The following is a 21,749-nucleotide window of genomic DNA, read 5'->3' on the forward strand; positions in this document are numbered from 1 at the left end:
ACCTTCACCGTCCAGGGCGGTGAAGGGTTTACTCCTCTTCGTTGCCACCCTCTTCCAGCGGCCCGAACGGTTTAGCAGGTAACACGATGTAAGTCCCTTCAAACACCGCGCCCAGCGTCTCGTCGCCAATCAGTTCCACCTGCAACTGCACCCGCGCTTTACGCCCGCGCGCCAGCCGATCCAGATCGCCGCTTAGCGAGCCCAGATCGGCAATCGCACTGGGGCGGCCTGTGATCGGCGCGCTATAACGAATGTGCGCATCGGCAAGAATGATGGTGCCGCCGAGATGGCGCTCACGCAGCATCAGCCAAATCAGTCCCCAGCCGGTCAGCGTGGCAAGGGAAAACAGACTTCCCGCGAACAGCGTATGGTGCGGATTTTGGTTACCCGCCTCCGGCATGGTGGTAACAAATTTCTGCCCGGTATATTGCAGAATACGCACGCCCATCTTCTCGCTGAGCGGAATATGCTGATACCACGCCTGCTGCAACTGCCCGCACCAGTCGGCGCGATGCAAAATATCATCCAGCGGCACGATGGGTTTGATCATCAAAAAGTGGCGCAGCGGCGTGGTTTGCGGCGTGGTGATCTCGCCCTGATTCACAAAGCCCAGCTTGGCGAAAAACTCCACGGCGTCTTCACGGGCGCTACAGGTCACGCGCTTCACCCCTTCCTGACGGGCGACGGATTCCAGCGTCATCGCCACCAGCGTGCCGAGGCCTTTGTCCTGCACGTTCGGGTCGACCGCCATAAAGCGAATAGAGGCTTCATTATCGGCATTGATATACAGCCTGCCCACGGCCACCGGTTTGCCGCTTTCATCCACCACCATTTGGTGATGCGCCAGCGCATCCCAGCCGTCGCGCTCGGAGCCTTTCGGTTGATGCAGGGGTTTACGCAACATTTCCCAGCGAAATTGATAGTAGCTTTCCAGCTCTTCTTCCGTTTGGGGTACGCGAAGATGATACATAGATGGACTCTCTCTTGTTGCCAGGGGCCGCGCCGTTAACGGGCTCATACTTGCAGCCAGAACGTGACGGGGCCGTCGTTCACCAGGGACACCTGCATATCTGCGGCAAAGCGCCCGGTTTGTGTCTCTGTGCCAAGGTTGCGGCAACACTCGACGAAATACTCGTACAGTTCTTCCGCCAGGGCAGGTGCCGCGCCGTTGGAAAAGCTCGGGCGCATACCGCTGTTGGTATCCGCCGCCAGGGTAAACTGCGACACCACCAGAACGCTGCCGCCCGCCTGTTGAACGTTGAGGTTCATTTTGCCGTTTTCATCGCTGAAAATGCGGTAACCCAGCACCCGTTCGCACAGCCGGTTCGCCTTCTGGGCGTTGTCTTCCTTTTCGACACCTAATAACACCAAAAGTCCTGGGCCGATTTCACCCGTCACGTCACCGTTAACGGCGACGCTGGCACACGTTACGCGTTGAATTAATGCAATCATGGTTCTTCTTCGGATTCTTGTTCTGCCGCTAATTTTAGCGCTCGGTAGTCCCCGAGAGTGACAGTAATTTCCGCGCCAAGCAAGACGATACACCACGTCCAGTACACCCAAACGAACAAAATGGGGATCACCGCAAGCACGCCGTAAATCAGCTGATAGGAGGGGAACATGGTGATATACAGCGCGAAACCTTTCTTACCCAGCTCAAAAAGCAGCGCCGCCACCAGCGAACCCACCAGCGCATCCCGGGCAGGCACACGAGTGGTCGGTACAATGCTGTACAGCAGCCAGAATGACAGCCAGGAGAGCAGCAACGGGAAAATGCGCAACACGTTGTCGATCAGCGAATCAAACCCGCTAACCCAGCGCAACGACAGCAGATACGAGCTGATCGCCAGGCTGGCCCCCGCCAGTAATGGCCCGAGGGTTAAAATCATCCAGTAAACCGCGAACGAATAAATTTTTGGCCGGACCCGCTTGCTGCGCCAGATGGTATTCAGGGCACTGTCCACCGCGTACATCAATAGCAGCGCCGTGACGATCAGCCCACAGGCACCTACCGCCGTCATCTTGCTGGAGTTGGCAACGAACTGCTCGATATAGCGCTGGATAATATCACCCGTGGCGGGCATAAAATTGGCGAAGATAAAGTGGCGCAACTGAATACTGACGTCGGAAAACATCGGAAACGCAGCAAACAACGCAAACACCACCGCGACGAACGGCACCAGCGAGAGCAACGACACATAGGCCAGGTTGCCCGCCAGGGTGGTCATGTTGTCCTGATCGATTCGCTCCCACAGCAACTTACACCATGCCCAGAAAGGCGCGGTGTGTTTGGTTGCATGATGGCGAACGCGTCTTAACATGGCTGTTTCGCAAAATAGTCCGGCAGCGTGGATTTATCGGTCACATGAATGCTGGTGATCCCCACGGCCTGCGCCCCTTTAATATTATCGGCGTTATCGTCGAAAAAGACCGCGTCACTGGCCGGATATCCTTCCGCTTCGAGGACTTTTTGATAAATCGCCGGTTCGGGCTTGCGTGACCCCAATTCCTGCGACAGATAGACATGGTCGGCAGCGGCCTGCACTTCCGGGTAGTTGGTCGGCCAGAAGGTGGTGTGCAGGCGATTGGTATTCGACAGCACCACCACGCGATGCCCCTGCTCGCGCAGCTTATGCATGATATCGATGACTTCCGGGCGCAGACCGACAAACACTGCCTGCCATCCCGCCGCGAACTGTTCGTAACTCAACGACAATTCCATGGATTCGCACAATAATTTTGCGAATTCCTCATCGCTGATTTCACCGCGCTCATGCTTCTCGAACGGTTCGCCCATAGTGAAACTTTGCTGAAGCGTAGCCAGCGGCACGCGGCTGTAATCACTCCATACGCCCAGCACGCGGTTAAAGTCGATATCGACGATGACGTTACCTAAATCAAACATATAAAGCATGACGCTCTCCTTTTTGGGCCATGGAGAGTTAACTGTAGCGGGAATATGGGGGGTTGAATAGTAACGGCTTCAAAACGAAAGCAAAGAAGTCTGACCACGGTTACACAATATAACCGTGGCGACAATAACGTTAAAAATCAGCGTACAGGCGCGGGCCGCGGTAACCAATGCGCTGCGACAGATCCAGCGCCGCATCGGCGATCATTTTGCCCAGCGCGGCGATTTTCTCCGGCTGGTTCTTGATTTTGGTATACAGGCTGGCAACGCTGATCGCCGCATACACTTTGCCCTGGAGGTTATACACCGGGGCCGCCAGGCAAAATACTTCTGCGTTATGCTCGCGATCGTCGATGGCGTACCCCTGCTGGCGCGCCTGGTTGAGGATGGCGAAAAACTTTGCCTCATCGGTACAGGTATACGGCGTGATCGGTTTTAATCCGCCGGTACGCGCCAGAATCGTTTTAACTTCCTCATCCGGCAGGGTGGCGAGGATCGCCTTGCCAAGCCCGGTGCAATACAGCGGGTTGTTGGAGCCGATACGCGCCGAGGTGCGCACCGAGTTCGGGCTCTCGACTTTATCGAAGTAAACCAGCTCGTCGTTATTGAGCAGCGCCAGGAAGGCAGTTTCCCCGGCCACGTCGGCCAGTTTTTCCAGCACCGAGTGCGCCACGTTCTGGAAGGGAGTCTGTTCGAGGTAACACGCGCCGGTCTGAAACAGCTTCACGCCCAGTTTGAACGATTTCTGTTTTTCGTTGGCCTGTTCCAGATAGCCTTTATCAAGCAGGGTATAGAGGATATCAAAGGTGGTGCTCTTCGGGATGCCAAGCTGCTTGCTGATTTCAGTGATTGTGAGTTCATCTTTACTTGCCGCAACCAATTCCAGCATCTCTAACGCCCGGGCTACCGAGCGATTAATCTTTTCCGACACGGGCTTACCTCACTGTCATTGTTATAGCGGGCAGTATAGCGAGGTAACGAGAGTGAAAACAGCCGCCGAACAGGGGCAACGTGCAATAAAAAAGCCACAAATTTGTGGCTTTTTCACAGTCAGGTCAGGCCTTTTTGCCTTCATGGAACGTCTGGATAAACCTCCTGGCCTGTTGGGTGATAGCGTCCCAGTCACCGCGCGCTATCCACTCTTTGTTGGTCAGCGCGCTGCCCACGCCCACCGCGAACGCACCGGCTTTGGCAAACTCGCGGGTGTTTTCCAGCGTGATGCCGCCCACCGGGATCAGAGACAGGTTATCCAGCGGTCCCTGCACTTCTTTCATATAGTTCACGCCCAGGCTGTTAGCCGGGAACAGCTTCAGCAAATCCACGCCCAAACGGCAGGCCTGGAGGATTTCTGATGGCGTCATTACCGCCGGGATCATCAGGCGCTGCTTCTCATGCACCATGGTGACCACGTCCGGGTTAAAATCAGGCGACAGGACAAAATCCGCGCCTGCATCCAGTACCAGTTGCGCCATCACCGGGTTAATGACCGTACCGGCGCCGACAAACATTTTGTCGCTCATTTCCTGTTTCAGGGCGCTGATGCTTTCCAGATGACGGGTGGAGTTACAGGTCACTTCAATGACCCGGATACCACCGTCATACAGGGCGCGGGCCAGCGGCAAAATCCCTTCAGGCGCGACGCCGCGTACAATGGCAATCATGCCGGTTTCTTCAATAGCGCGAATCACGCGATGTTTAATCATGGATAACCTCTTGGGGAAATATCAGGGAGTCGCCTCCCTGATTACATCAATCCTTTACGGTCACCGGCTCTCTGACGATGAACCAGTAACACAGCGCCGCACAGGCCGCGATAATCCCGCCGCTGGTGAATGCCAGGGCGTATGAACCCGTGACATCGGCGATAAGCCCGGTGACCAGCGGTGATAACGAACCGGCAAAGTAGCCGCCGAAGTTCTGAATACTGCCTACCGAGGCCACCATCGATGCAGGTGCCACATCGCCCGGCAATGCCCAACCGGTCGCGGACAGCGCGGACAGCAGCGCCATGGCGATAACCAGCAGCGTCAGGGTAGCGGCCAGGCTCTCTACCATCGGTATCGCGATAACGGCGACGCCAGCTAACAGCGCGGAAATACTGATGGTGACGCGCTTGGCTTTTAATGACTCTTTGATGATGCTTTTGTCCACCAGCCATTTCGATACATAGCCACCGACAATTGCGCCGACGATGCCGCCGAAATAAGGAATACTGGCGTAGATACCTAATTCTTTAAACTGAATGTTCTGGGTCTTCATTAAATAGAGCGGCAGGAAGGTGGTGAAAATATTCATCATCCACACATAGCAGAACCAGCCTAAAATCATTCCCCAGATGCAGCGGTATTTAAATAAACCGCCCCAGCTAATTTTCTCCGCTTCGCCGGTTAATTTCTCCGCCGTACCGCCGCCGCCTTCCTTAATATAATCCAGCTCTTCTTTGGTAATAGTCGGGTGCTTTTCCGGTTGATGGTAAGCAAAGATAAAGAACACCACGAACACCAAACCAATGGCACCGGCAATGTAGAACAGGGAACGCCAGCCGAACGGCACAATAATCGCCACCAGGATTGGCGGAGCGATTGCCGGGCCCCATTTGGATGCGGCATCCCAGAAACCGGTCGCCAGCGCGCGCTCGCTTTTCGGGAACCACGAGGCGGTGATCTTCGCTGCGCCCGGCCAGCACGGGGCTTCCGTTATGCCGAGGATGCCGCGGGCAAAAATCAGCGTCATCATGTTACTGCACGCGCCGGTCAGCATAGTCGCGCCGCTCCACAGCGCTACCGCCCAACCGTAGACCTTTTTCGGCCCGAAGCGGTCAACCAGGAAACCCGCAGGCAACTGGCACAGGGCGTAAATCAGCGCAAATACCGATCCTAATAAACCGATATCGGTATTCGATAAATTAAGATCTTTCATCATGTCCGGGGCAGCAATAGATAAGCTGGCACGGTCGAGGTAGTTAATAATACCGCCAATTAATAACAGGAAAACAACGAACCAGCGCTTATTTCCTCGTTTTTTAGTTACTGCTCTTTCATTAACGATGGTGTTCATAAAGCAGACCTTTTAATTATGTGTAGGGTACAAAGGAATTAAATAATCTGTCGACGGCGCGCCATGGCAAATAATCCAGCACTGGAGAGGGAACGGCTGGACGGCGCGACGGTAATTTTCCCGGTAAACCACGAATCGTTATCAATTAAGGTGGCGAAGGCAAACTTCAGGGTATCTTTACCGCACACCACCACGTGGGTATCCGGCGTCACGGTAAAGGCTTCGCTGTTTTTGACCGCCTGCAAATCATCCTGTAATACCGCGCCGAGCAGCACGTTGGCTTTCTGGTTTAGCGTTAAGTCGCTGAACATATCCAGCACACGAACCGAGAAGCAGGTGCGCGACAGGCCGGTTTGCAGACACTGATTCGCGCCCTGTAACAGCGCCGGCGCGTCGATTTCCTGGGCAAATTGCAGATTGAGCGAACTGGCGAGAATGGTGTGACGGGTAATCACATCCAGTAACTCGCCGCCGATAGTGGTTACGCAACCTTCAATACGGTTATCGGCATCGATTTTAACGAACTTCGAGTGTGAACCCGGCAGGATAATTAACGCCGGGCCAGTAATGCCCAGGCTTGCCAGTACGCCAATTGCCTCGGTTTCTTCGCCGCGCATCATGTCCATCTGCTCGGCGTTTTCCAGCGTAACGGTGGATTTGTGATTGCGAATGCCCGGCACAAACCAAATCGGCTCGTCGGTAATCGCCGGTAGACTGGCGCTAACCATGCCTTTCGCCAGTTCATTTAGCCCGGCGGGTGCCAGCAGATGTGGGATTTCACACAGACCCACGTTGGATGTGATCATGCCCGCAGAGAGGTAAACCACTTTCTCCCCTGCCGGAATGTTTGCCTGGCTACGTGCTTCGTGAACGGCGTCGCTGACGCCTTTCATTAATATTTCAGTGCTGCCGGAAATCGCGGTATCACGCACGCCCACAGGACGGGCGGCTTCGGCAAGCAGGCGCTCGTCCTGCCAGGCACACACGCGGGTATTGGTGGTGCCGGTATCGATGGTAATGATGTACATATCTTTCTCGCTCTTCTTATCACTGTAGGGTGCGAAGAATATTGGCAATCGCGCTGGCACCGGTAATGGCTAGCCTGTCTATTTGCTCTTCGTCGGAAATAATGCGTAATGGGTTATCAATATTTAACTGCTGCTGGATCACGTGCTGATAAATTTCACAGCGCTTAGCGTTACCGATTAAGAAAATATCGCCGTCGAAATTAAACCCTTGCTCCCTGGCGTCGGCGAATAATTTGATATCGTCGCCTGCCATGGCGCTATCGAGGAATAATTTGCGCTGGGCAGCCGTGGTCGGGAATGAGAATTGTAAAAAGCGCGTCATTAATACCGTGCGCAGTAATCCGCTTTCCGCTACAGAACGGCAGGCGGCGTCAATAATTAGCGGATCGACTTCGCTTTCCGCCTCTTCTGGCGATGTCGCGACGCTGGAAGAGACAAATGTCTGCTTCAGGATCGCCGCATATACCTGGCCGCTGAGCGAGGTAATACTGCCGGCGATTTGCCCCTGCTCATTGATCGAAATAAGCTTGGTGGTGGAGCCTAATTCAATCAGCGTGCAGGGCAAGCGCGGCTGGTAACCCAGCATTACGCCTGCCGCCTGGGTTTCTTCACCGCGCATTAAATCGATGCCGCGCAGGTTTTTCCAGGATGGCGTGGTCTGGTTTTTAATCCCGGGGATCAGCATCACCGGGATATCCAGCGCCAGCAGTTCGTTTTCCGCGAACGCCACCGTGTGCCGCGCCAGTTCTTCAATACTGGCCGGGGCGACGCGGTGTGGAATTTCATGCAGGCCCAGGTTTGAGGTAATCATTCCCGAGGCGATAATAAATTGAATATCCTGTTGAGATTTTCCGTTTCTCGCCAGTAATTGTTTGACGCCTTCCGCCATGGCCTGGCGCAATACTTCATTACTGCCGTGGGTAAGGGTGGAATTTACCCCTTCGGTAATCATCTCTTTATCGACAATGGCGCTGCCTGCAAATTCCAGCAAATAAATACGCGTTGCTGACGATCCTGAATCAATAACAACAAACATATTCACTCCTTTTTAAAAATTCCGTTCGCGGTTTGCCGGGTTGATTACAGGCTGCGCTGCAAAATATCACGCAGAGTTTGGGCATCCGGTACGCGCGGGTTATTTTCCAGCACCACTTTCATGGTGGTTTGCACGTTATTGATGATCCAGTCGAAGTGCTCTTCTTTCACGCCCAGTTCGGTGAGCGATGGCAGCATGTTGACGGATTTCAGGAAGTCGGTGACCGCTTTAACGCTGCTGTACGCGGCTTCTTCGGTGTTCATATCCCGGGTATCCACGCCCATTGCTGCTGCGATAGCGGCGAATTTTTCCGGCGCGGCCGACCAGGTGTACTCCATAAAGGCCGGATACACGGCGGCGATCCCTTCAGCATGAACCACATCCAGCAGGCCGCCCATCGGGTGTTGCAGCGCATGCGGAAGCGTAGTGCCCGCACAGTCGATAGCCATACCGGCCAGGGTGCTGGCAAACGTCACCTGTTCCCAGGCGGCCAGGTCGGTCACGTCGGCATAAACGCGCGGCAGGTTTTTCGCCAGCAGCGTGATGGCGCGCAGGGACAGCATTTCGCTGAAAGGATGGGCATTGCGGGAAATATAGGATTCCAGCGCATGGAACAGCACGTCTGCGCCCGGCCCGGCAATCACGCGCTTCGGCAGAGTGAGCATCAGCTCGGGGTCGACGATAGAGGCCACCGGATAAATCAGCGGGTTAACCAGGCCTTTTTTGTCGTGGGTTTCCGGGTTAGTGAACACGGCGGTACGGTTGGCTTCACTGCCCGTGCCTGCGGTGGTCGGCACCAGGATGATCGGCAGGGCATGCTGCGCCTGTTTTTTACCGAACACGTAATCCCAGATGCTGCCTTCGTTCAGGGCGCAAAATGCGATGCCTTTCGCCATATCCATGGCGCTGCCGCCGCCGATACCGATCACCAGATCGCAGTTTTCCTGCTGCGCCATGCTTGCGCCCGCTTCAACCAGAGTGGAGAGCGGGTTCTGCATAAATTCGTCATACACCGCGTAAGCCATGCCTGCGGCGGTTAACGCTTCCTGAGCGCGCGCCAGTTGCCCGGTAGGCTTGGTGCTGTCGGACACCACCAGCAGCGCTTTCTTACCGTATTGCTGGGCAATGTTGCCGAGTTGACCAAATTTGCCAGGACCAACGTGTAGCTTAACCGGGTTATTGAAAATGAAATCGGTCATTCTGTATTCCTTTTGTTCGTATATGCGGACCATGTTCGGATATGTGATTATTATGGGATGCTTTTTGTTCGCGACACAACCTGTTTTGTCTGAACAATGAGCGGAATCACATTTTTTTCTGTAAAGAAGCGGCCCGGCGCTTTTTAGGAATAGTCCTCAGCCTTTCTGCGAGGGTTAAAAACTCCGACCCAGGGAGGCAGCAATAACAAAGTAATGGCTGACGGTAATGTATTGATGAATCAACAAGATAATATTTACGCCTCTCTATTATTTAACGTAAATAATAAATTCTTCGCGCTTCGTTAAGGTTAAAAACCCTACTGATAGTAGATGTTTATAATGTAGGAAATATAAAATTGACAAACTTACGCATGAGAACTAGTTAGCCGATAATAATCACTCACTATTGAGAGGTTATTAAATAAATGCGCTTAAATTATGCAAATTAAAACTACAACAGTATGATATTTATAGATTTAGTTATCAATCAATCATATGAGTAATATTATTCACCAGAAATATATGATACACCTTGTCACTTATTAAATATATTTTTAATAAACAATCGGCCTTTTGTCGTATTCATAAAACTTTCTTACACTGATTTATACGTCGTCCGGCGTGTAATTCAGTGGAGTATTGTTATGAAATCTAATAACACCAACCACAAAAGCATGATTGCTTTGGCGGTACTGCTTGCATTATCTCTTTCCGCCTGCAGTGGAAGCGGGGGCGGCTCTCATTCAACAGCCAAAAATAATCCAGCCACAGAATCCGGCAGTGCCGCGGGTGGAGATGGCTCAGGTAGTGGTTCCGGTAGTGGTACCGATACGGCTAATAACGGCGGTACCGGAACGGGCGGTGGAACGGGTACAGGGAGCGGTACAGGCACTGGCAGCGGCAGCGGTACAGGCGGCGGCAGCGGCAGCGGTACAGGCGGCGGCAGCGGCGGTGAGGGTTCGGGCGGCGGCTCAGGCGGTGATGGTACTGGCGGAGGCAGCAGCGGCACGACCTCTACCGCGCTCAATAACATACTCGGTGATGTAGGAAGCGCAGGTTCCGGCGTCGGCACCACGCTTTCTGATTTAGGCAGTCAAATCCCCACCAGCAACCCTGTGACGTCGACCGTCTCCACGACTGTCAGCGGCGTGGGTAGCTCGGTCAGCACCCTGAGCACCGGCATTACTACCGGCGTGGGTGATACCAGTAACCCGAATGGCGTCGGGACCACGGTACAGGGCGTAACCAGCACCGTCAGCGGGTTGGGCACGACCGTATCGGGCGTGGGCACCCAGCTCGCCAGCACCACCAGCGGAACGCCGATAAGCGGGGCCACCGGGCTGGTGGGTACGGTGGTGGATAACACCGGCCAGGTTGTGACTGGCGTCGGCAATAATCTGACCTCCACCGTGCAAAGCAAGGGTGTCACCCAACTGACGACTGGCACAACCACGGCGCTGAATAATACCGCCAGCGGCGTGCAGGGCATCACCCAGCAGGTAGGCGGCGCAACGGGATTAGGCACGCCGGTGAATAATCTGCTGACCAATGTCGGCACGGCGGTCAGCGGCGTAGGTTCGCAGGTCGGCACCTCTACGCCAGCGCTAACTGGCGTGGGTCAGATTGTCCAGAATACCGGGCAAGTGGTGACCGATGCGGGCGGCCTGGTGAAACCCACTGCGCCCACCAGCGGTGATAGCGGAACGGCAGCCGGCAGCATTACCGCCGATGCTAACGTGAATGCCGGAAACGGCGGGCTACTCGCCAACGTGGGCACCACCGTCAACGGTGTGACGTCTGGCCTGACCGCTGGCCTGAACGCCAATGTCACCACCACCTCAACAGGCAGTGAAACCACCCAGGCTACCGGGCCCATCACCAGCCTGACCAATACACTCGGCGGCATCCTGAAACCTAAGTCGCAATAAGCCAGCCCGTGCTCCCGTCAAGGGAGCACGCTTTCCAGCCGTTTCAGAAGGGATTGCATCATGAAACTGCCCTTATTTTGTGCGCTGTGGGGAATATTCGGGACGGCGATGGCGGATACCCTGCCCGCGTTAATCGACCCGGATAACCCGGCAATGCCTGCGCGAAGCGTTTCCGGCCCCGAAACGACCCAGAACCCGGCATCGCGTATTCGCGTGACCGAGCCGGTACGTAAATACACGCCGGATACGCCAATTCAGGTCCGCCATATTCAGTTTGTCGGCGGAACACGTTATCCCCTGAAATCGTTACTTGAGCCCTTTCGTCCTTACGCCGGGAAAACCGTGCCGTTAAAAACCCTTGTTAAACTGGCTAACGACATCACGGCGCGTTATCAGACGGATGGTTTTCCGCTCTCCTACGCCTGGCTGCCTGACGACAACTTTCACAACGGCACCATTAAAATCGTGCTGGTGGAAGGCTATGTCGCCCACAGCAATATCAACAGCGATAACCCAAAAACCGCCGAGCGGCTGAAGCGGTTATCGGAAATCATCATGGCGGAGAAGCCGCTCAGCGCCGAACGCTTTGAGCGTTACAGCCTGTTAATGACCCGCACGCCAGATACCAAAGTTGAAGCCAATGCCCAACTGCCTAAAAATATCTACGGCGCGGCGGTGATGCAGGTAGACGCAAAGCAGCCGCGCATCTGGGATCTCTCATCAACGCTGGATACCCGCAAAGGGCAGAATCTGGCGTTTGTGAATGGTTCGCTAAGCAACCTGACCCGTTATGGTGACCGCCTGGGTGTGGCCACATTAATTCCGCTGGACGATGAGTCAAAGAAAACCTATATCGGCCTCAACTATCAGCAGTTTCTCAACGACGACGGGCTGAGCATGCAGTTAAAAGGCAGCTACTATCGCGACGATCCAAAAGATTATACGCCGCTGCTGTCGCTGCCGCAGGACATTACCATTGATGTGCATAACACCTCGACGCAGTACAACGGCGGCGTGAATTTCAGCTACCCGCTGGTACTGGAGCGGAAAAAACAGATCGGCCTGACGGGCGGGATGGATTACACCGATAAGCGCAACGACTACAGCCTGCGGGCGCGCGGCTTCGGGCAAACGCTGGATTTGCCGTCCCAGAATCAGCATGTGCGCTACCCGGCGCTGGAATTTGGCATCAACGGCTACCGCGAGTTTGAAAAAGTGAGCGGCAGCGGCAGCATTACGATACGTCAGGGAATGGATGCGCTGGGCGCGGATGCAGCGCCGTCGCTGGGCACGGACGTGGATTTCACACTCTGGAAAGGCCGGGTAGACGGCGCATGGAGGGTAGCGGAAAACTGGCGGCTCTCCACGGCGCTGGACGGCAACTGGACCGATAACGACCTCCCGGAACCGGAGCGCGTTAACTATGGCGCACAGCGGTTTGGACGCGGCTATCAGGATGGCGAGGCGACGGGCGATTATGGCTACGGCGGCCAGCTTGAGCTGCGTTATCTGCATATGCGCCCGGAAAGTAAATGGCTCTCTACCGTTCAGCCGTATCTATTAGCGGATGCGGCGCGCACCGGGTTTAATCAGCCGGGCTATCACCATCCCAAACTGGCTTCTGTCGCGGGTGGGGTGATGTTAGGCGATATGCGGCATTACGGCTTAACGCTGGAAGCCGCCCGTCCGGTGGGCGACAAACCGTCCGACGCCAGCCGCCGCGACTGGCGCTTCAGCCTGACGGTGACGTGGAATTTTAATGATTTACGGTGAGTTATCCATTTTCGGCCAGCGAGGCGGGCGTGACCTCAATGATCTCCACCTGATGAGTGTGAGCCAGTTGGTTCATTGCCGCAGGCGGCGACTCATCGGTAAACAGCGCTGATACCTGGCTGATATTGCCGATGCTGACGGCGGCCGACGCATGGTATTTCGTATGATCGGCCGCCAGCAGGATATGGCGTGCATGGGCCATCATTCCTTTCGCCACGCTGGCTTCATTCACATCAAACTCTAACAGCGTTCCATCGGTATCAATGGCACCGATGCTGGTGATCAGATAATCCGCGCGAAATTCGGACACAAACGCCACCGCATGCGGGCCGATAATTCCGCCGTTGTGGGCGCGGATTGAGCCGCCCGGCATCATTACCTCGAAGCGTGGGTTTTTATACAGAATATGCGCCACACGCAGGCTGTTGGTAATAATGCGCAGATGGTTATGGTTCAGCAGAGCGCGCGCCACATGTTCCACGGTGGTGCCAATGGTAATAAAAATGGTGGATCCGTCAGGAATGTAGTCGGCGATGGCTTCCGCAATCGCCTGCTTTTCATCCGTCAGAGACACTTCGCGCTGTTCAAATGCCGTATTGACCACGCTGGAAGCCCGCCCCGCCCCACCGTGATGGCGGGTGATTAACCCCTGCTCGCTCAGTTTACGGATATCGCGACGCACCGTTTGCGTTGATACATCCAGCAGTTGCGCCAGTTCATCAATGTTCATGTAGCCGCGATCGGCGATCAGCGTTAATAACTGATCGTGCCGCGGGTTACCGGTTAGCTCAGTCAGGCTCATAGGTTGTCCCTGGAAAAACATCTCGCTCCGCATTTTATACATAAAGTGACAAGAAAGAGCGGGTTTGATCACAGTCAGGGATACCGGCACGTCCGCCTGGACGGGTACATTTCAGGGCTGCCACCGCGCTGGCGAAGCGGATCGCGGCTTCGGTTGTGCTGTTTTGCGCCAGGCTGACGGCCAGTGCGCCGTGGAAGACATCTCCAGCCCCGGTGGTATCGACAACCTCAACATTGAAAGCGGGCAGGTGTTGTAAGCGGGAATTTTCCAGCCAGAGGCACCCTTGCGCCCCCTGTGTGACGTAGACGTGACCATTTGTGAGCGTTTGTGCTTGTTTTAACGCCTTCGGAGCATCGCTGATTTCTGTCAGCCGCACTAAACCCGACGCAGAAAACGCCGCATGATCGCTAAGCGCCACCAGTTCAGCAATATTCTGCGGCGTCACGTCAGCATCCAGTATTGTCGGTACGCCTTTAGCACTCGCCAGAGTAAAGGCCTGTTTCGCCCCGTCATGCCAGCGCACGTCCGCAAGAACCGCGTCCCACTGACCAAAATCGATTTCTGTCAGCCAGTCGGCGCAAGAGGGTAAATCTGGGCTGGGATAATTAGCAATAATGCGCTCGCCTGCCGCATCCACCAGTACGGCGGACTGGGACGAGCGCGCGCCTTTAACGATACGCGTATAACGCGTATTGACGCCATACGCCTGTAATTCCGTGAGCAGACGGTTGCCCGTGTCGTCATCCCCCACTCGACCGATAAAGTCGACCTCAGCGCCCAGTTTCGCTGCCGCGACGGCGGCTGTTGCAGCCGGCCCGCCACCGACCTCTTTATAGTCCCCCGCCACATACTTCCCGCCTTCGTTCGGTAAATCAGTGAGATACCAGATACGGTCCAGCACGGCGATCCCCACACAAGCAATACGAGTCATGGTCATTCCTTTCACGTTTTTGATACCGCTATTTTAATTTCGCAAATTGTTTAAAAAGTGACGACTGTCAATTTTTTGACCATAAATTACAAATACGATCAAACAAAATCCACAAATGATCACTAAATGACAAAATAAGACAGGAGAGACCAATGTCAGTCATAGGATTTATCGGGCTCGGGCAGATGGGTGCGCCAATGGCCAGCAATCTATTGCGTCAGGGCCACCAGCTCAGGGTGTTTGATGTCAATCCGGACGCCGTGCAAACGCTGGTGGCTAAGGGAGCGCAATCCTCAATAACGCCAGCACAGGCTGCTGAGGGTGCTGAATTCGTGATTACCATGCTGCCCAACGGCGATCTGGTACGCGCGGTACTGTTTGGCGAGCGTGGCGTTTGCGAAGGATTAGCCCAAGACACGCTGGTGATCGACATGTCCACTATCCATCCGCTGCAAACCGACAGGTTGATTAGCGATATGGCCGGGCGCGGTTTCAGCATGATGGATGTTCCCGTAGGTCGCACCTCCGATCACGCCGTCGCCGGGACGCTGCTGCTGCTGGCAGGCGGCACGGCGCAACAGGTTGAACGCGCCAGGCCGGTGCTGATGGCAATGGGTAACGAGCTGATTAACGCAGGCGGCCCAGGCATGGGTATCCGCGTCAAACTCATCAACAACTATATGAGCATCGCCCTCAATGCGCTCTCCGCCGAAGCCGCTGTGCTGTGCGAAGCGCTGGGTCTCTCTTTCGATATCGCCCTGCAGGTGATGAGCGGCACGCCAGCCGGTAAAGGCCATTTCACCACCTCCTGGCCCAACAAAGTGCTGAAAGGGGATCTCTCTCCGGCCTTCATGATCGACCTCGCCCATAAAGATCTGGGCATTGCGCTGGATGTCGCTAATAAGCTGCACGTCCCGATGCCGCTCGGCGCGGCGTCACGCGAAGTTTACAACCAGGCGCGCGCCGCCGGACGCGGGCGTGAAGACTGGACCGCCATTCTGGAGCAGGTGCGCGCCAGCGCTGGCCTGTCTCACTGATGTTAACGTTTCAATAAGGAATCACCATGAGTCAATACACCCTTAAGGATATCGCCCGGCCTTCCGGCGGCTTCGCCATGCTGGCGGTCGATCAGCGTGAAGCGATGCGTTTAATGTTCGCCGCTGCGGGCGCTGCGCTTCCCGTTGCCGACAGCGTGTTAACGGATTTCAAAGTTAATGCCGCCAAAATCCTGTCGCCCTGGGCATCGGCGATCCTGGTCGATCAGCAGTTTTGCTACCGCCAGATCGTAGAGCAAAAGGCGGTTGCCAAAAGCTGCGCAACGATCGTCGCGGCAGATGCGTTTATCCCGGGCAATGGCATTCCGGTAGATAGCGTGACCATTGATAACCATGTCGATCCGCAAACGGTCAAACGCGACGGCGGGAAAGCGCTGAAACTGCTGGTGCTGTGGCGCAGTGATGAAGATCCGCAGCAGCGTCTGGAGAGGGTGAAAACCTTTAATCAACTGTGCCACGCCCATGGTCTGCTGAGCATTATCGAACCGGTGGTGCGCCCTCCTCGTCGCGGCGACAGCTTTAACCGCGAGCAGGCGATTATCGATGCCGCAAAAGAACTGGGCGACTGCGGTGCCGATCTCTACAAAGTGGAAATGCCGCTGTTTGGTAAAGGTCCACAGCACGCCCTGCTGAGCGCATCACAACGGCTGCACGATTGCATCAATATGCCCTGGGTCATTCTCTCTTCCGGCGTGGACGAAAAACTGTTCCCGCGTGCGGTCAGAACGGCTATGGCGGCTGGCGCATCCGGTTTCCTGGCGGGCCGTGCTGTCTGGTCATCCGTGGTCGGCTTGCCGGACAGCGAGTTGATGTTCCGGGATGTCTGCGCGCCCAAACTGCAACGCCTGGGCGAGATTGTTGACGAAATGATGGCGAAACGCTGAGAAAAGGACAGAGCAATGAAATGGTTTAACACCCTGAGCCATAACCGCTGGCTGGAACAAGAAACTGACCGCATTTTCGATTTTGGTAAAAACGCCGCCGTGCCGACCGGATTCGGCTGGCTGGGCAATAACGGCCAGGTCAAACCCGATATGGGCACCCACCTGTGGATCACCGCGCGTATGCTGCACGTCTATTCCGTTGCCGCCTCGATGGGCCGGCCAGGCGCGTATTCGCTTGTTGAACACGGGATTAACGCGCTGAACGGCGCACTGCGCGATAAGCAACACGGCGGCTGGTACGCCTGCGTGAATGACAACGGCGTGGTGGACGCCTCCAAACAGGGCTACCAGCACTTCTTCGTACTGCTGGGTGCCGCCAGCGCGGTGACGACCGGCCATCCCGCTGCGCGCCCGTTACTGGATGACGCGATTGACGTTATCGAGAAGTATTTCTGGAGCGAGAAGGAGCAAATGTGCCTCGAGTCCTGGGACGAAGCCTTCACTGAGACGGAAAACTACCGTGGCGGCAACGCCAATATGCACGCAGTCGAAGCGTTTCTGATTGTTTACGACGTGACCCACGATCGTAAATGGCTCGACCGCGCGCTGCGCGTGGCGTCGGTGATTATTCACGACGTGGCGCGCAAGGGCGAGTATCGCGTTAATGAACACTTCGACGCTAACTGGAACCCGATCCGCGATTACAACAAAGAGAATCCTGCCCACCGTTTTCGCGCCTATGGCGGCACGCCTGGCCACTGGATCGAGTGGGGCCGTTTAATGCTGCACCTGCGCGCCGCGCTGGAAGCCCGCTTTGAAACCCCGCCGGAATGGCTGCTGGAAGACGCCAAAGGACTGTTCCACGCCACGATCCGCGACGCCTGGGCACCCGACGGCGCGGAAGGCATCGTGTATACCGTCGACTGGGACGGTAAGCCAATTGTTCGCGAACGGGTACGCTGGCCGATTGTGGAAGCGATGGGCACCGCCTATGCGCTGTATACCGTGACAGGGGATGCGCAGTACGAAGCCTGGTATCAGACATGGTGGGACTACTGCATCAAATACCTGATGGATTACGAGAACGGGTCATGGTGGCAGGAGCTGGATACCCATAACGAAGTGACCACCAAAGTCTGGGACGGCAAACAGGACATTTACCATCTGCTGCACTGCCTGGTGATCCCACGTCTGCCGCTCGCGCCGGGACTGGCTCCCGCCGTCGCCGCCGGTTTGCTGGATGTGAACGCGCAATAACGCAGCGTCGTGAATGAATGAGGGAAGCCATCATGCAAAAAAGCGGGAAAACGCTGGTCCTCTGCGCAGGAGATTATCAGGCGAAGATCGTGACCGTCGGCGCGGGGATTGCCGAACTGACGCACCGGGGGCGTCATCTGGTGATCCCCCATCATCCTGACGAAATGCCGTTAGCGCATTTGGGGAAAGTGTTGGTCCCCTGGCCTAACCGCATCACCAACGGATGCTACCGGCACGACGGCGTAGAGTATCAACTGGCGATCAACGATCGCGCCTCGCAATCCGCCATTCATGGGCTGCTGGCCTGGCGCGAGTGGCAAATCGACGACTGCTCGGAAACCACCGCCACGTTGAGCGTGTTTTTACCGCCGCATTATGGCTACCCTTTCATGCTGATGACGGCGATCCGCTACCAGCTGGACGCAGAGACGGGCCTGTCAGGCAGCATTAAAACCACCAATCTCGGGGATGTCGCTGCGCCTTACGGCGCAGGGATCCACCCTTATTTAACCTGCAACCTGGCCAGCACCGATAGCTGTGAACTCACCCTTCCATTCATTGACGCCGTGCCGCCAGCGCTGGACTACCGGCGCTCACGAAAAATCGGCGATGCGCAAATCGACCACACCTTCAAAACGGTTGGCAATGAATGGGAAGTCAGGCTCACCAGCCGGGAACAGCGCATGACCGCCTGGCTGCGTTCCGATCAGCCCTGGCTGCAAATCTATACCGCCGACAAATTAAACCGCAAAGGGCTGGCCGCAGAGCCGATGAGTTGCCCACCGGATGCGTTTAATTCCGGCCAGGACGTGGTTTTGCTGGCACCGGGAGCGTCACACCGGTTTAGCTTTACCCTTGGCGGCGAATAACCGACCTACCCTACATCAGAGGCAATAATGAAATCACAACGCACCGATCTTAATGGCATTGAGCTTATTACGCTCGACGATGGCTTTACGCTCGCGTATCACTCACGGCTTATTCTTCGCCACACCTCACAGGCCCCCTGCTTATGGGTCGGCGCAGGCGAAGCGGATATCGAAATGTTTCGCGGCAACTTCAGCATCAAAGACAAGCTGAATGAAAAGGTGGCGCTGAACCAGGCGACGGTGGTCGCACAGCCGGAAGGCTGGGCGATCCGCTTTACGCGCGGCGACGCCATCAGCGCAACGCTGCATGTTCGTCTTGATAACCACCAGCGCTTGCTGCTTGAGCTAAAGAACGATGCCCCCAGCCACAACCGCATCTGGCTCCGGCTGGCGGCGCAGCCGGAGGATCATATTTACGGCTGCGGCGAACAGTTCTCTTATTTCGATCTGCGCGGTAAACCCTTCCCGCTGTGGACCAGCGAACAGGGCGTGGGACGTAATAAAGAGACGTATGTCACCTGGCTTGCCGACTGCAAAGAAAACGCGGGTGGTGACTATTACTGGACCTTCTTCCCGCAGCCGACGTTTGTCAGCACCCAGAAGTATTACTGCCACGTCGATAACAGCGGCTATATGAACTTCGACTTCAGTGCGCCGGAATTCCACGAACTGGCGTTCTGGGAAGACAACGCCACGCTGCGTTTTGAATGCGCGCCAGGTTACGTCGAGCTGCTGGAGAAACTCACCGGTCTGCTTGGCCGCCAGCCAGAACTTCCGGACTGGGTTTACGATGGTGTGACGCTTGGCATTCAGGGCGGCACCGATGTTTGCCAGCAAAAACTCGACGCCATGCGCAATGGCGGCGTCAAGGTCAACGGCATCTGGGCGCAGGACTGGTCCGGCATCCGCATGACGTCTTTTGGCAAGCGCGTGATGTGGAACTGGAAGTGGAACAGTGAGCTGTATCCCCAGCTTGATGAGCGCATCCCGCAGTGGAAGCGCGAAGGCGTGCAGTTTCTCACTTATATCAATCCGTATGTCGCCCGCGATCGTGATTTGTGCGAAGAGGCGGCAAAGCGCGGTTATCTCACTAAAGATCATCACGGCAACGATTATCACGTCGAGTTTGGCGAGTTTTACGCGGGGGTTATTGATCTCACCAACCCCGAAGCCTGGGACTGGTACAAAGGCGTGATTAAACAAAACCTGATTGCGCTCGGTTGCGGCGGCTGGATGGCGGATTTTGGCGAATATCTTCCCACCGACACGGTGCTGCATAACGGCATCAGCGCGGAGATCATGCATAACGCCTGGCCTGCCCTGTGGGCGAAATGCAATTACGAAGCGCTTGAGGAAACCGGCAAACTCGGCGAGATCCTGTTCTTTATGCGCGCTGGTTATTCCGGTAGCCAGAAATACTCCGTGATGATGTGGGCAGGCGATCAGAACGTCGACTGGAGCCTGGACGATGGCCTGGCATCGGTTATCCCGGCGGCGCTGTCACTGGGGATGAGCGGCCACGGTTTGCATCACAGCGATATTGGCGGTTACACCACGCTGTTTGAGATGAAGCGCAGTAAAGAGCTGCTGTTGCGCTGGTGTGATTTCAATGCATTTACCCCAATGATGCGCACCCACGAAGGCAACCGTTCGGGGGATAACTGGCAGTTCGACAGCGATGCAGAAACTATCGCTCACTTCGCCCGGATGACCACGGTCTTTACCACCCTGAAGCCGTATATCAAAGACGCGGTGGCGCAGAACGCGAAATCGGGACTGCCGGTGATGCGTCCGCTGTTCCTGCACTACGAAGACGATGCGCACACCTACACCCTGAAATACCAGTATCTGTTTGGCCGTGATCTGCTGGTGGCCCCGGTTTATGAAGAGGGACGCAGCGACTGGACGCTCTACCTGCCGGAAGATAATTGGATAAACGTCTGGACGGGGGAGCACCATCACGGTGGTGAAGTGACTGTTGATACCCCGCTCGGCAAACCGCCGGTGTTTTATCGCGCAGACAGCCAATGGGCGCAGTTATTCCAGACGCTGCAACGTCTCTGAGGCAAGGGCCTTCGCGCAGTAATAATAAATAGCTCAAGGAACGATTATGGATTTTTTTACCCTGTTTACACCTGACGGCCTCCAGTTAGATACCACCGCCATGTTGATCGTCATTGCGATCATGTTTTTATATACCTTTGTTGGCATATGCGCCGGTTTTGGCGGCGCATTAACCACCATGCCGTTAATTACCTTATTATTGCCATTAAAAATGGCGGCACCGATGTCGGTTATTGTGGGTACGGCAACGGCATTATATGCGACCTGGCTTTCGCGCAAAGAAACCGACTGGAAATCTGCACTCGTTTTAATTCTTTTTTCTTTTGCTGGCATTCCCGTCGGACTCTACGCGCTGGCCTATTTGCCGGATCATATTATGAAAACAGGACTCGGCGCGTTTCTTATCCTGTATTCCTTTTACAGTCTGTTTATTCCCCGGTTACCGGTTTATGACAAAGCCTGGATCGCCATGCCGATGGGCGCTATCGCAGGAGCGCTGGGCTCTGCATTTTCCACCAACGGGCCGCCAGTGGTGATCTACGGCATGCTGAGAAACCTTGGACCGGCGGCATTCCGCGGCACGCTGAATGCGTTCTTTACCGCCAATAACGTCGCGATTATCGGCGGCCTCGCCACCAGCGGCATTCTGACTATTTCAACCGTTAAGCTGGTGATGTTCTGCATCCCCACCATGATTCTCGGTTCATTGGTGGGGCAGTACGTCCATAAGCGTATATCAGTAAAAGTCTTTCGCATTATCGTCTTTTTATTATTAATCGCCTCCGGTGCGATGTTGATTAAAGGCGCAACAGGAATATCGCCAGCCGCCGCGTTAATACCGGTATTTGGACTGCTGATCGTATTGCAATTGTTATTCGGTAAAAAAGTCGCCGCGATCCGTGAAGCCAGTGAGGCGGAAAAAGTCACCCACTAATCTGCTTATAAAGCCAATGGA

20 protein-coding genes are annotated in these 21,749 nt (G+C 55.4%); 8 read left to right on the forward strand and 12 right to left on the reverse strand.

Translation table 11 applies throughout. The annotated features are described in order from the left end of the window. Window positions 1-28: 28 nt before the first annotated feature. From fabY to RT120_RS13735, 10 genes are all read right to left on the reverse strand, one after another. The gene (fabY, locus tag RT120_RS13690; RefSeq protein ID WP_312983307.1) at window positions 29-970 is read right to left on the reverse strand and encodes a fatty acid biosynthesis protein FabY; all 942 of its coding nucleotides are present in this window, start codon (window positions 968-970) and stop codon (window positions 29-31) included. Window positions 971-1,014: 44 nt separating this feature from the next. Next, window positions 1,015-1,452, reverse strand: coding sequence for a D-aminoacyl-tRNA deacylase (dtd, locus tag RT120_RS13695; RefSeq protein WP_312983309.1), 438 nt, complete (start codon window positions 1,450-1,452; stop codon window positions 1,015-1,017). Continuing rightward, window positions 1,449-2,321: a virulence factor BrkB family protein gene (locus tag RT120_RS13700; RefSeq protein WP_312983311.1), complete on the reverse strand. Its 873-nt coding sequence runs from the start codon at window positions 2,319-2,321 to the stop codon at window positions 1,449-1,451. The genes dtd and RT120_RS13700 overlap by 4 nt, the downstream gene beginning before the upstream one ends. After that, window positions 2,315-2,914 (reverse strand): glucose-1-phosphatase, encoded by a 600-nt coding sequence (gene yihX, locus RT120_RS13705; RefSeq protein WP_312983313.1) that lies wholly within the window; start codon window positions 2,912-2,914, stop codon window positions 2,315-2,317. Before yihX ends, RT120_RS13700 begins: the two co-directional genes overlap by 7 nt. Window positions 2,915-3,044: 130 nt before the next feature. Continuing rightward, window positions 3,045-3,842: an IclR family transcriptional regulator gene (locus RT120_RS13710; RefSeq protein WP_312983315.1), complete on the reverse strand. Its 798-nt coding sequence runs from the start codon at window positions 3,840-3,842 to the stop codon at window positions 3,045-3,047. A gap of 124 nt (window positions 3,843-3,966) precedes the next feature. After that, entirely contained in the window at window positions 3,967-4,614 is a 648-nt protein-coding gene (locus tag RT120_RS13715) for a bifunctional 4-hydroxy-2-oxoglutarate aldolase/2-dehydro-3-deoxy-phosphogluconate aldolase (RefSeq protein WP_312983317.1), read from the reverse strand. 46 nt (window positions 4,615-4,660) lie between these two features. Further along, the gene (locus RT120_RS13720; RefSeq protein ID WP_312983318.1) at window positions 4,661-5,968 is read right to left on the reverse strand and encodes an MFS transporter; all 1,308 of its coding nucleotides are present in this window, start codon (window positions 5,966-5,968) and stop codon (window positions 4,661-4,663) included. A 38-nt stretch (window positions 5,969-6,006) separates the two neighbouring features. Then, entirely contained in the window at window positions 6,007-6,996 is a 990-nt protein-coding gene (locus RT120_RS13725) for a 2-dehydro-3-deoxygalactonokinase (protein ID WP_312983320.1), read from the reverse strand. Window positions 6,997-7,015: 19 nt separating this feature from the next. Then, window positions 7,016-8,032, reverse strand: coding sequence for a 2-dehydro-3-deoxygalactonokinase (locus tag RT120_RS13730; RefSeq protein WP_312983322.1), 1,017 nt, complete (start codon window positions 8,030-8,032; stop codon window positions 7,016-7,018). Between the two features lie 44 nt (window positions 8,033-8,076). Then, window positions 8,077-9,231, reverse strand: coding sequence for an iron-containing alcohol dehydrogenase (locus RT120_RS13735; RefSeq protein ID WP_312983324.1), 1,155 nt, complete (start codon window positions 9,229-9,231; stop codon window positions 8,077-8,079). A 644-nt stretch (window positions 9,232-9,875) separates the two neighbouring features. On the opposite strand from RT120_RS13735, the gene RT120_RS13740 reads away from it, so the two are divergent. Beyond that, entirely contained in the window at window positions 9,876-11,159 is a 1,284-nt protein-coding gene (locus RT120_RS13740; RefSeq protein WP_312983326.1) for a collagen-like triple helix repeat-containing protein, read from the forward strand. 60 nt (window positions 11,160-11,219) lie between these two features. After that, on the forward strand, window positions 11,220-12,932 hold the full coding sequence (locus tag RT120_RS13745) for a ShlB/FhaC/HecB family hemolysin secretion/activation protein (RefSeq protein ID WP_312983328.1): 1,713 nt from the start codon (window positions 11,220-11,222) through the stop codon (window positions 12,930-12,932). Between the two features lies 1 nt (window position 12,933). On the opposite strand, the gene RT120_RS13750 is transcribed toward RT120_RS13745, so the two are convergent. Together RT120_RS13750 and RT120_RS13755 are read right to left on the reverse strand one after the other, a co-directional pair. After that, window positions 12,934-13,734 carry a DeoR/GlpR family DNA-binding transcription regulator gene (locus tag RT120_RS13750; protein ID WP_312983330.1) on the reverse strand — a complete coding sequence of 267 codons (801 nt, stop codon included), beginning with the start codon at window positions 13,732-13,734 and terminating at the stop codon, window positions 12,934-12,936. A gap of 34 nt (window positions 13,735-13,768) precedes the next feature. Then, entirely contained in the window at window positions 13,769-14,665 is an 897-nt protein-coding gene (locus tag RT120_RS13755) for a sugar kinase (RefSeq protein ID WP_312983332.1), read from the reverse strand. 152 nt (window positions 14,666-14,817) lie between these two features. On the opposite strand from RT120_RS13755, the gene yihU reads away from it, so the two are divergent. From yihU to RT120_RS13785, 6 genes are read left to right on the forward strand one after another with little or no spacing between them, the layout of a single operon-like run. After that, window positions 14,818-15,702, forward strand: a complete 885-nt coding sequence (gene yihU / locus RT120_RS13760; RefSeq protein ID WP_312983334.1) for a sulfolactaldehyde 3-reductase — start codon at window positions 14,818-14,820, stop codon at window positions 15,700-15,702. Window positions 15,703-15,728: 26 nt separating this feature from the next. Then, a complete protein-coding gene (yihT, locus tag RT120_RS13765; protein WP_312983336.1) occupies window positions 15,729-16,604 on the forward strand; it encodes a sulfofructosephosphate aldolase in 876 nt (291 codons plus the stop codon). Window positions 16,605-16,619: 15 nt separating this feature from the next. Continuing rightward, a complete protein-coding gene (gene yihS / locus RT120_RS13770; protein WP_312983338.1) occupies window positions 16,620-17,861 on the forward strand; it encodes a sulfoquinovose isomerase in 1,242 nt (413 codons plus the stop codon). Window positions 17,862-17,878: 17 nt separating this feature from the next. Continuing rightward, window positions 17,879-18,730, forward strand: a complete 852-nt coding sequence (locus tag RT120_RS13775; protein WP_312983340.1) for an aldose-1-epimerase — start codon at window positions 17,879-17,881, stop codon at window positions 18,728-18,730. Between the two features lie 27 nt (window positions 18,731-18,757). Next, complete coding sequence (locus RT120_RS13780) at window positions 18,758-20,794, forward strand: alpha-glucosidase (protein ID WP_312983342.1); 2,037 nt, start codon at window positions 18,758-18,760, stop codon at window positions 20,792-20,794. Window positions 20,795-20,840: 46 nt separating this feature from the next. Continuing rightward, window positions 20,841-21,728, forward strand: coding sequence for a sulfite exporter TauE/SafE family protein (locus RT120_RS13785; protein WP_312983344.1), 888 nt, complete (start codon window positions 20,841-20,843; stop codon window positions 21,726-21,728). Window positions 21,729-21,749: the final 21 nt, after the last annotated feature.

The sequence above is a fragment of the Atlantibacter sp. genome (assembly GCF_032062175.1).
Taxonomy (GTDB): Bacteria; Pseudomonadota; Gammaproteobacteria; order Enterobacterales; family Enterobacteriaceae; genus Atlantibacter.

Excerpts from the sequence above, each read along its gene's own strand:
- yihS (WP_312983338.1), top strand. The coding sequence starts at position 16,620 with ATGAAATGGTTTAACACCCTGAGCCATAACCGCTGGCTGGAACAAGAA.
- RT120_RS13715 (WP_312983317.1), bottom strand. The coding sequence starts at position 4,614 with ATGATTAAACATCGCGTGATTCGCGCTATTGAAGAAACCGGCATGATT.
- yihT (WP_312983336.1), top strand. The coding sequence starts at position 15,729 with ATGAGTCAATACACCCTTAAGGATATCGCCCGGCCTTCCGGCGGCTTC.
- RT120_RS13755 (WP_312983332.1), bottom strand. The coding sequence starts at position 14,665 with ATGACTCGTATTGCTTGTGTGGGGATCGCCGTGCTGGACCGTATCTGG.
- RT120_RS13740 (WP_312983326.1), top strand. The coding sequence starts at position 9,876 with ATGAAATCTAATAACACCAACCACAAAAGCATGATTGCTTTGGCGGTA.
- dtd (WP_312983309.1), bottom strand. The coding sequence starts at position 1,452 with ATGATTGCATTAATTCAACGCGTAACGTGTGCCAGCGTCGCCGTTAAC.
- RT120_RS13745 (WP_312983328.1), top strand. The coding sequence starts at position 11,220 with ATGAAACTGCCCTTATTTTGTGCGCTGTGGGGAATATTCGGGACGGCG.
- RT120_RS13700 (WP_312983311.1), bottom strand. The coding sequence starts at position 2,321 with ATGTTAAGACGCGTTCGCCATCATGCAACCAAACACACCGCGCCTTTC.
- RT120_RS13750 (WP_312983330.1), bottom strand. The coding sequence starts at position 13,734 with ATGAGCCTGACTGAGCTAACCGGTAACCCGCGGCACGATCAGTTATTA.
- RT120_RS13780 (WP_312983342.1), top strand. The coding sequence starts at position 18,758 with ATGAAATCACAACGCACCGATCTTAATGGCATTGAGCTTATTACGCTC.
- RT120_RS13775 (WP_312983340.1), top strand. The coding sequence starts at position 17,879 with ATGAGGGAAGCCATCATGCAAAAAAGCGGGAAAACGCTGGTCCTCTGC.
- RT120_RS13725 (WP_312983320.1), bottom strand. The coding sequence starts at position 6,996 with ATGTACATCATTACCATCGATACCGGCACCACCAATACCCGCGTGTGT.
- yihX (WP_312983313.1), bottom strand. The coding sequence starts at position 2,914 with ATGCTTTATATGTTTGATTTAGGTAACGTCATCGTCGATATCGACTTT.
- fabY (WP_312983307.1), bottom strand. The coding sequence starts at position 970 with ATGTATCATCTTCGCGTACCCCAAACGGAAGAAGAGCTGGAAAGCTAC.
- RT120_RS13730 (WP_312983322.1), bottom strand. The coding sequence starts at position 8,032 with ATGTTTGTTGTTATTGATTCAGGATCGTCAGCAACGCGTATTTATTTG.
- RT120_RS13735 (WP_312983324.1), bottom strand. The coding sequence starts at position 9,231 with ATGACCGATTTCATTTTCAATAACCCGGTTAAGCTACACGTTGGTCCT.
- RT120_RS13720 (WP_312983318.1), bottom strand. The coding sequence starts at position 5,968 with ATGAACACCATCGTTAATGAAAGAGCAGTAACTAAAAAACGAGGAAAT.
- yihU (WP_312983334.1), top strand. The coding sequence starts at position 14,818 with ATGTCAGTCATAGGATTTATCGGGCTCGGGCAGATGGGTGCGCCAATG.
- RT120_RS13785 (WP_312983344.1), top strand. The coding sequence starts at position 20,841 with ATGGATTTTTTTACCCTGTTTACACCTGACGGCCTCCAGTTAGATACC.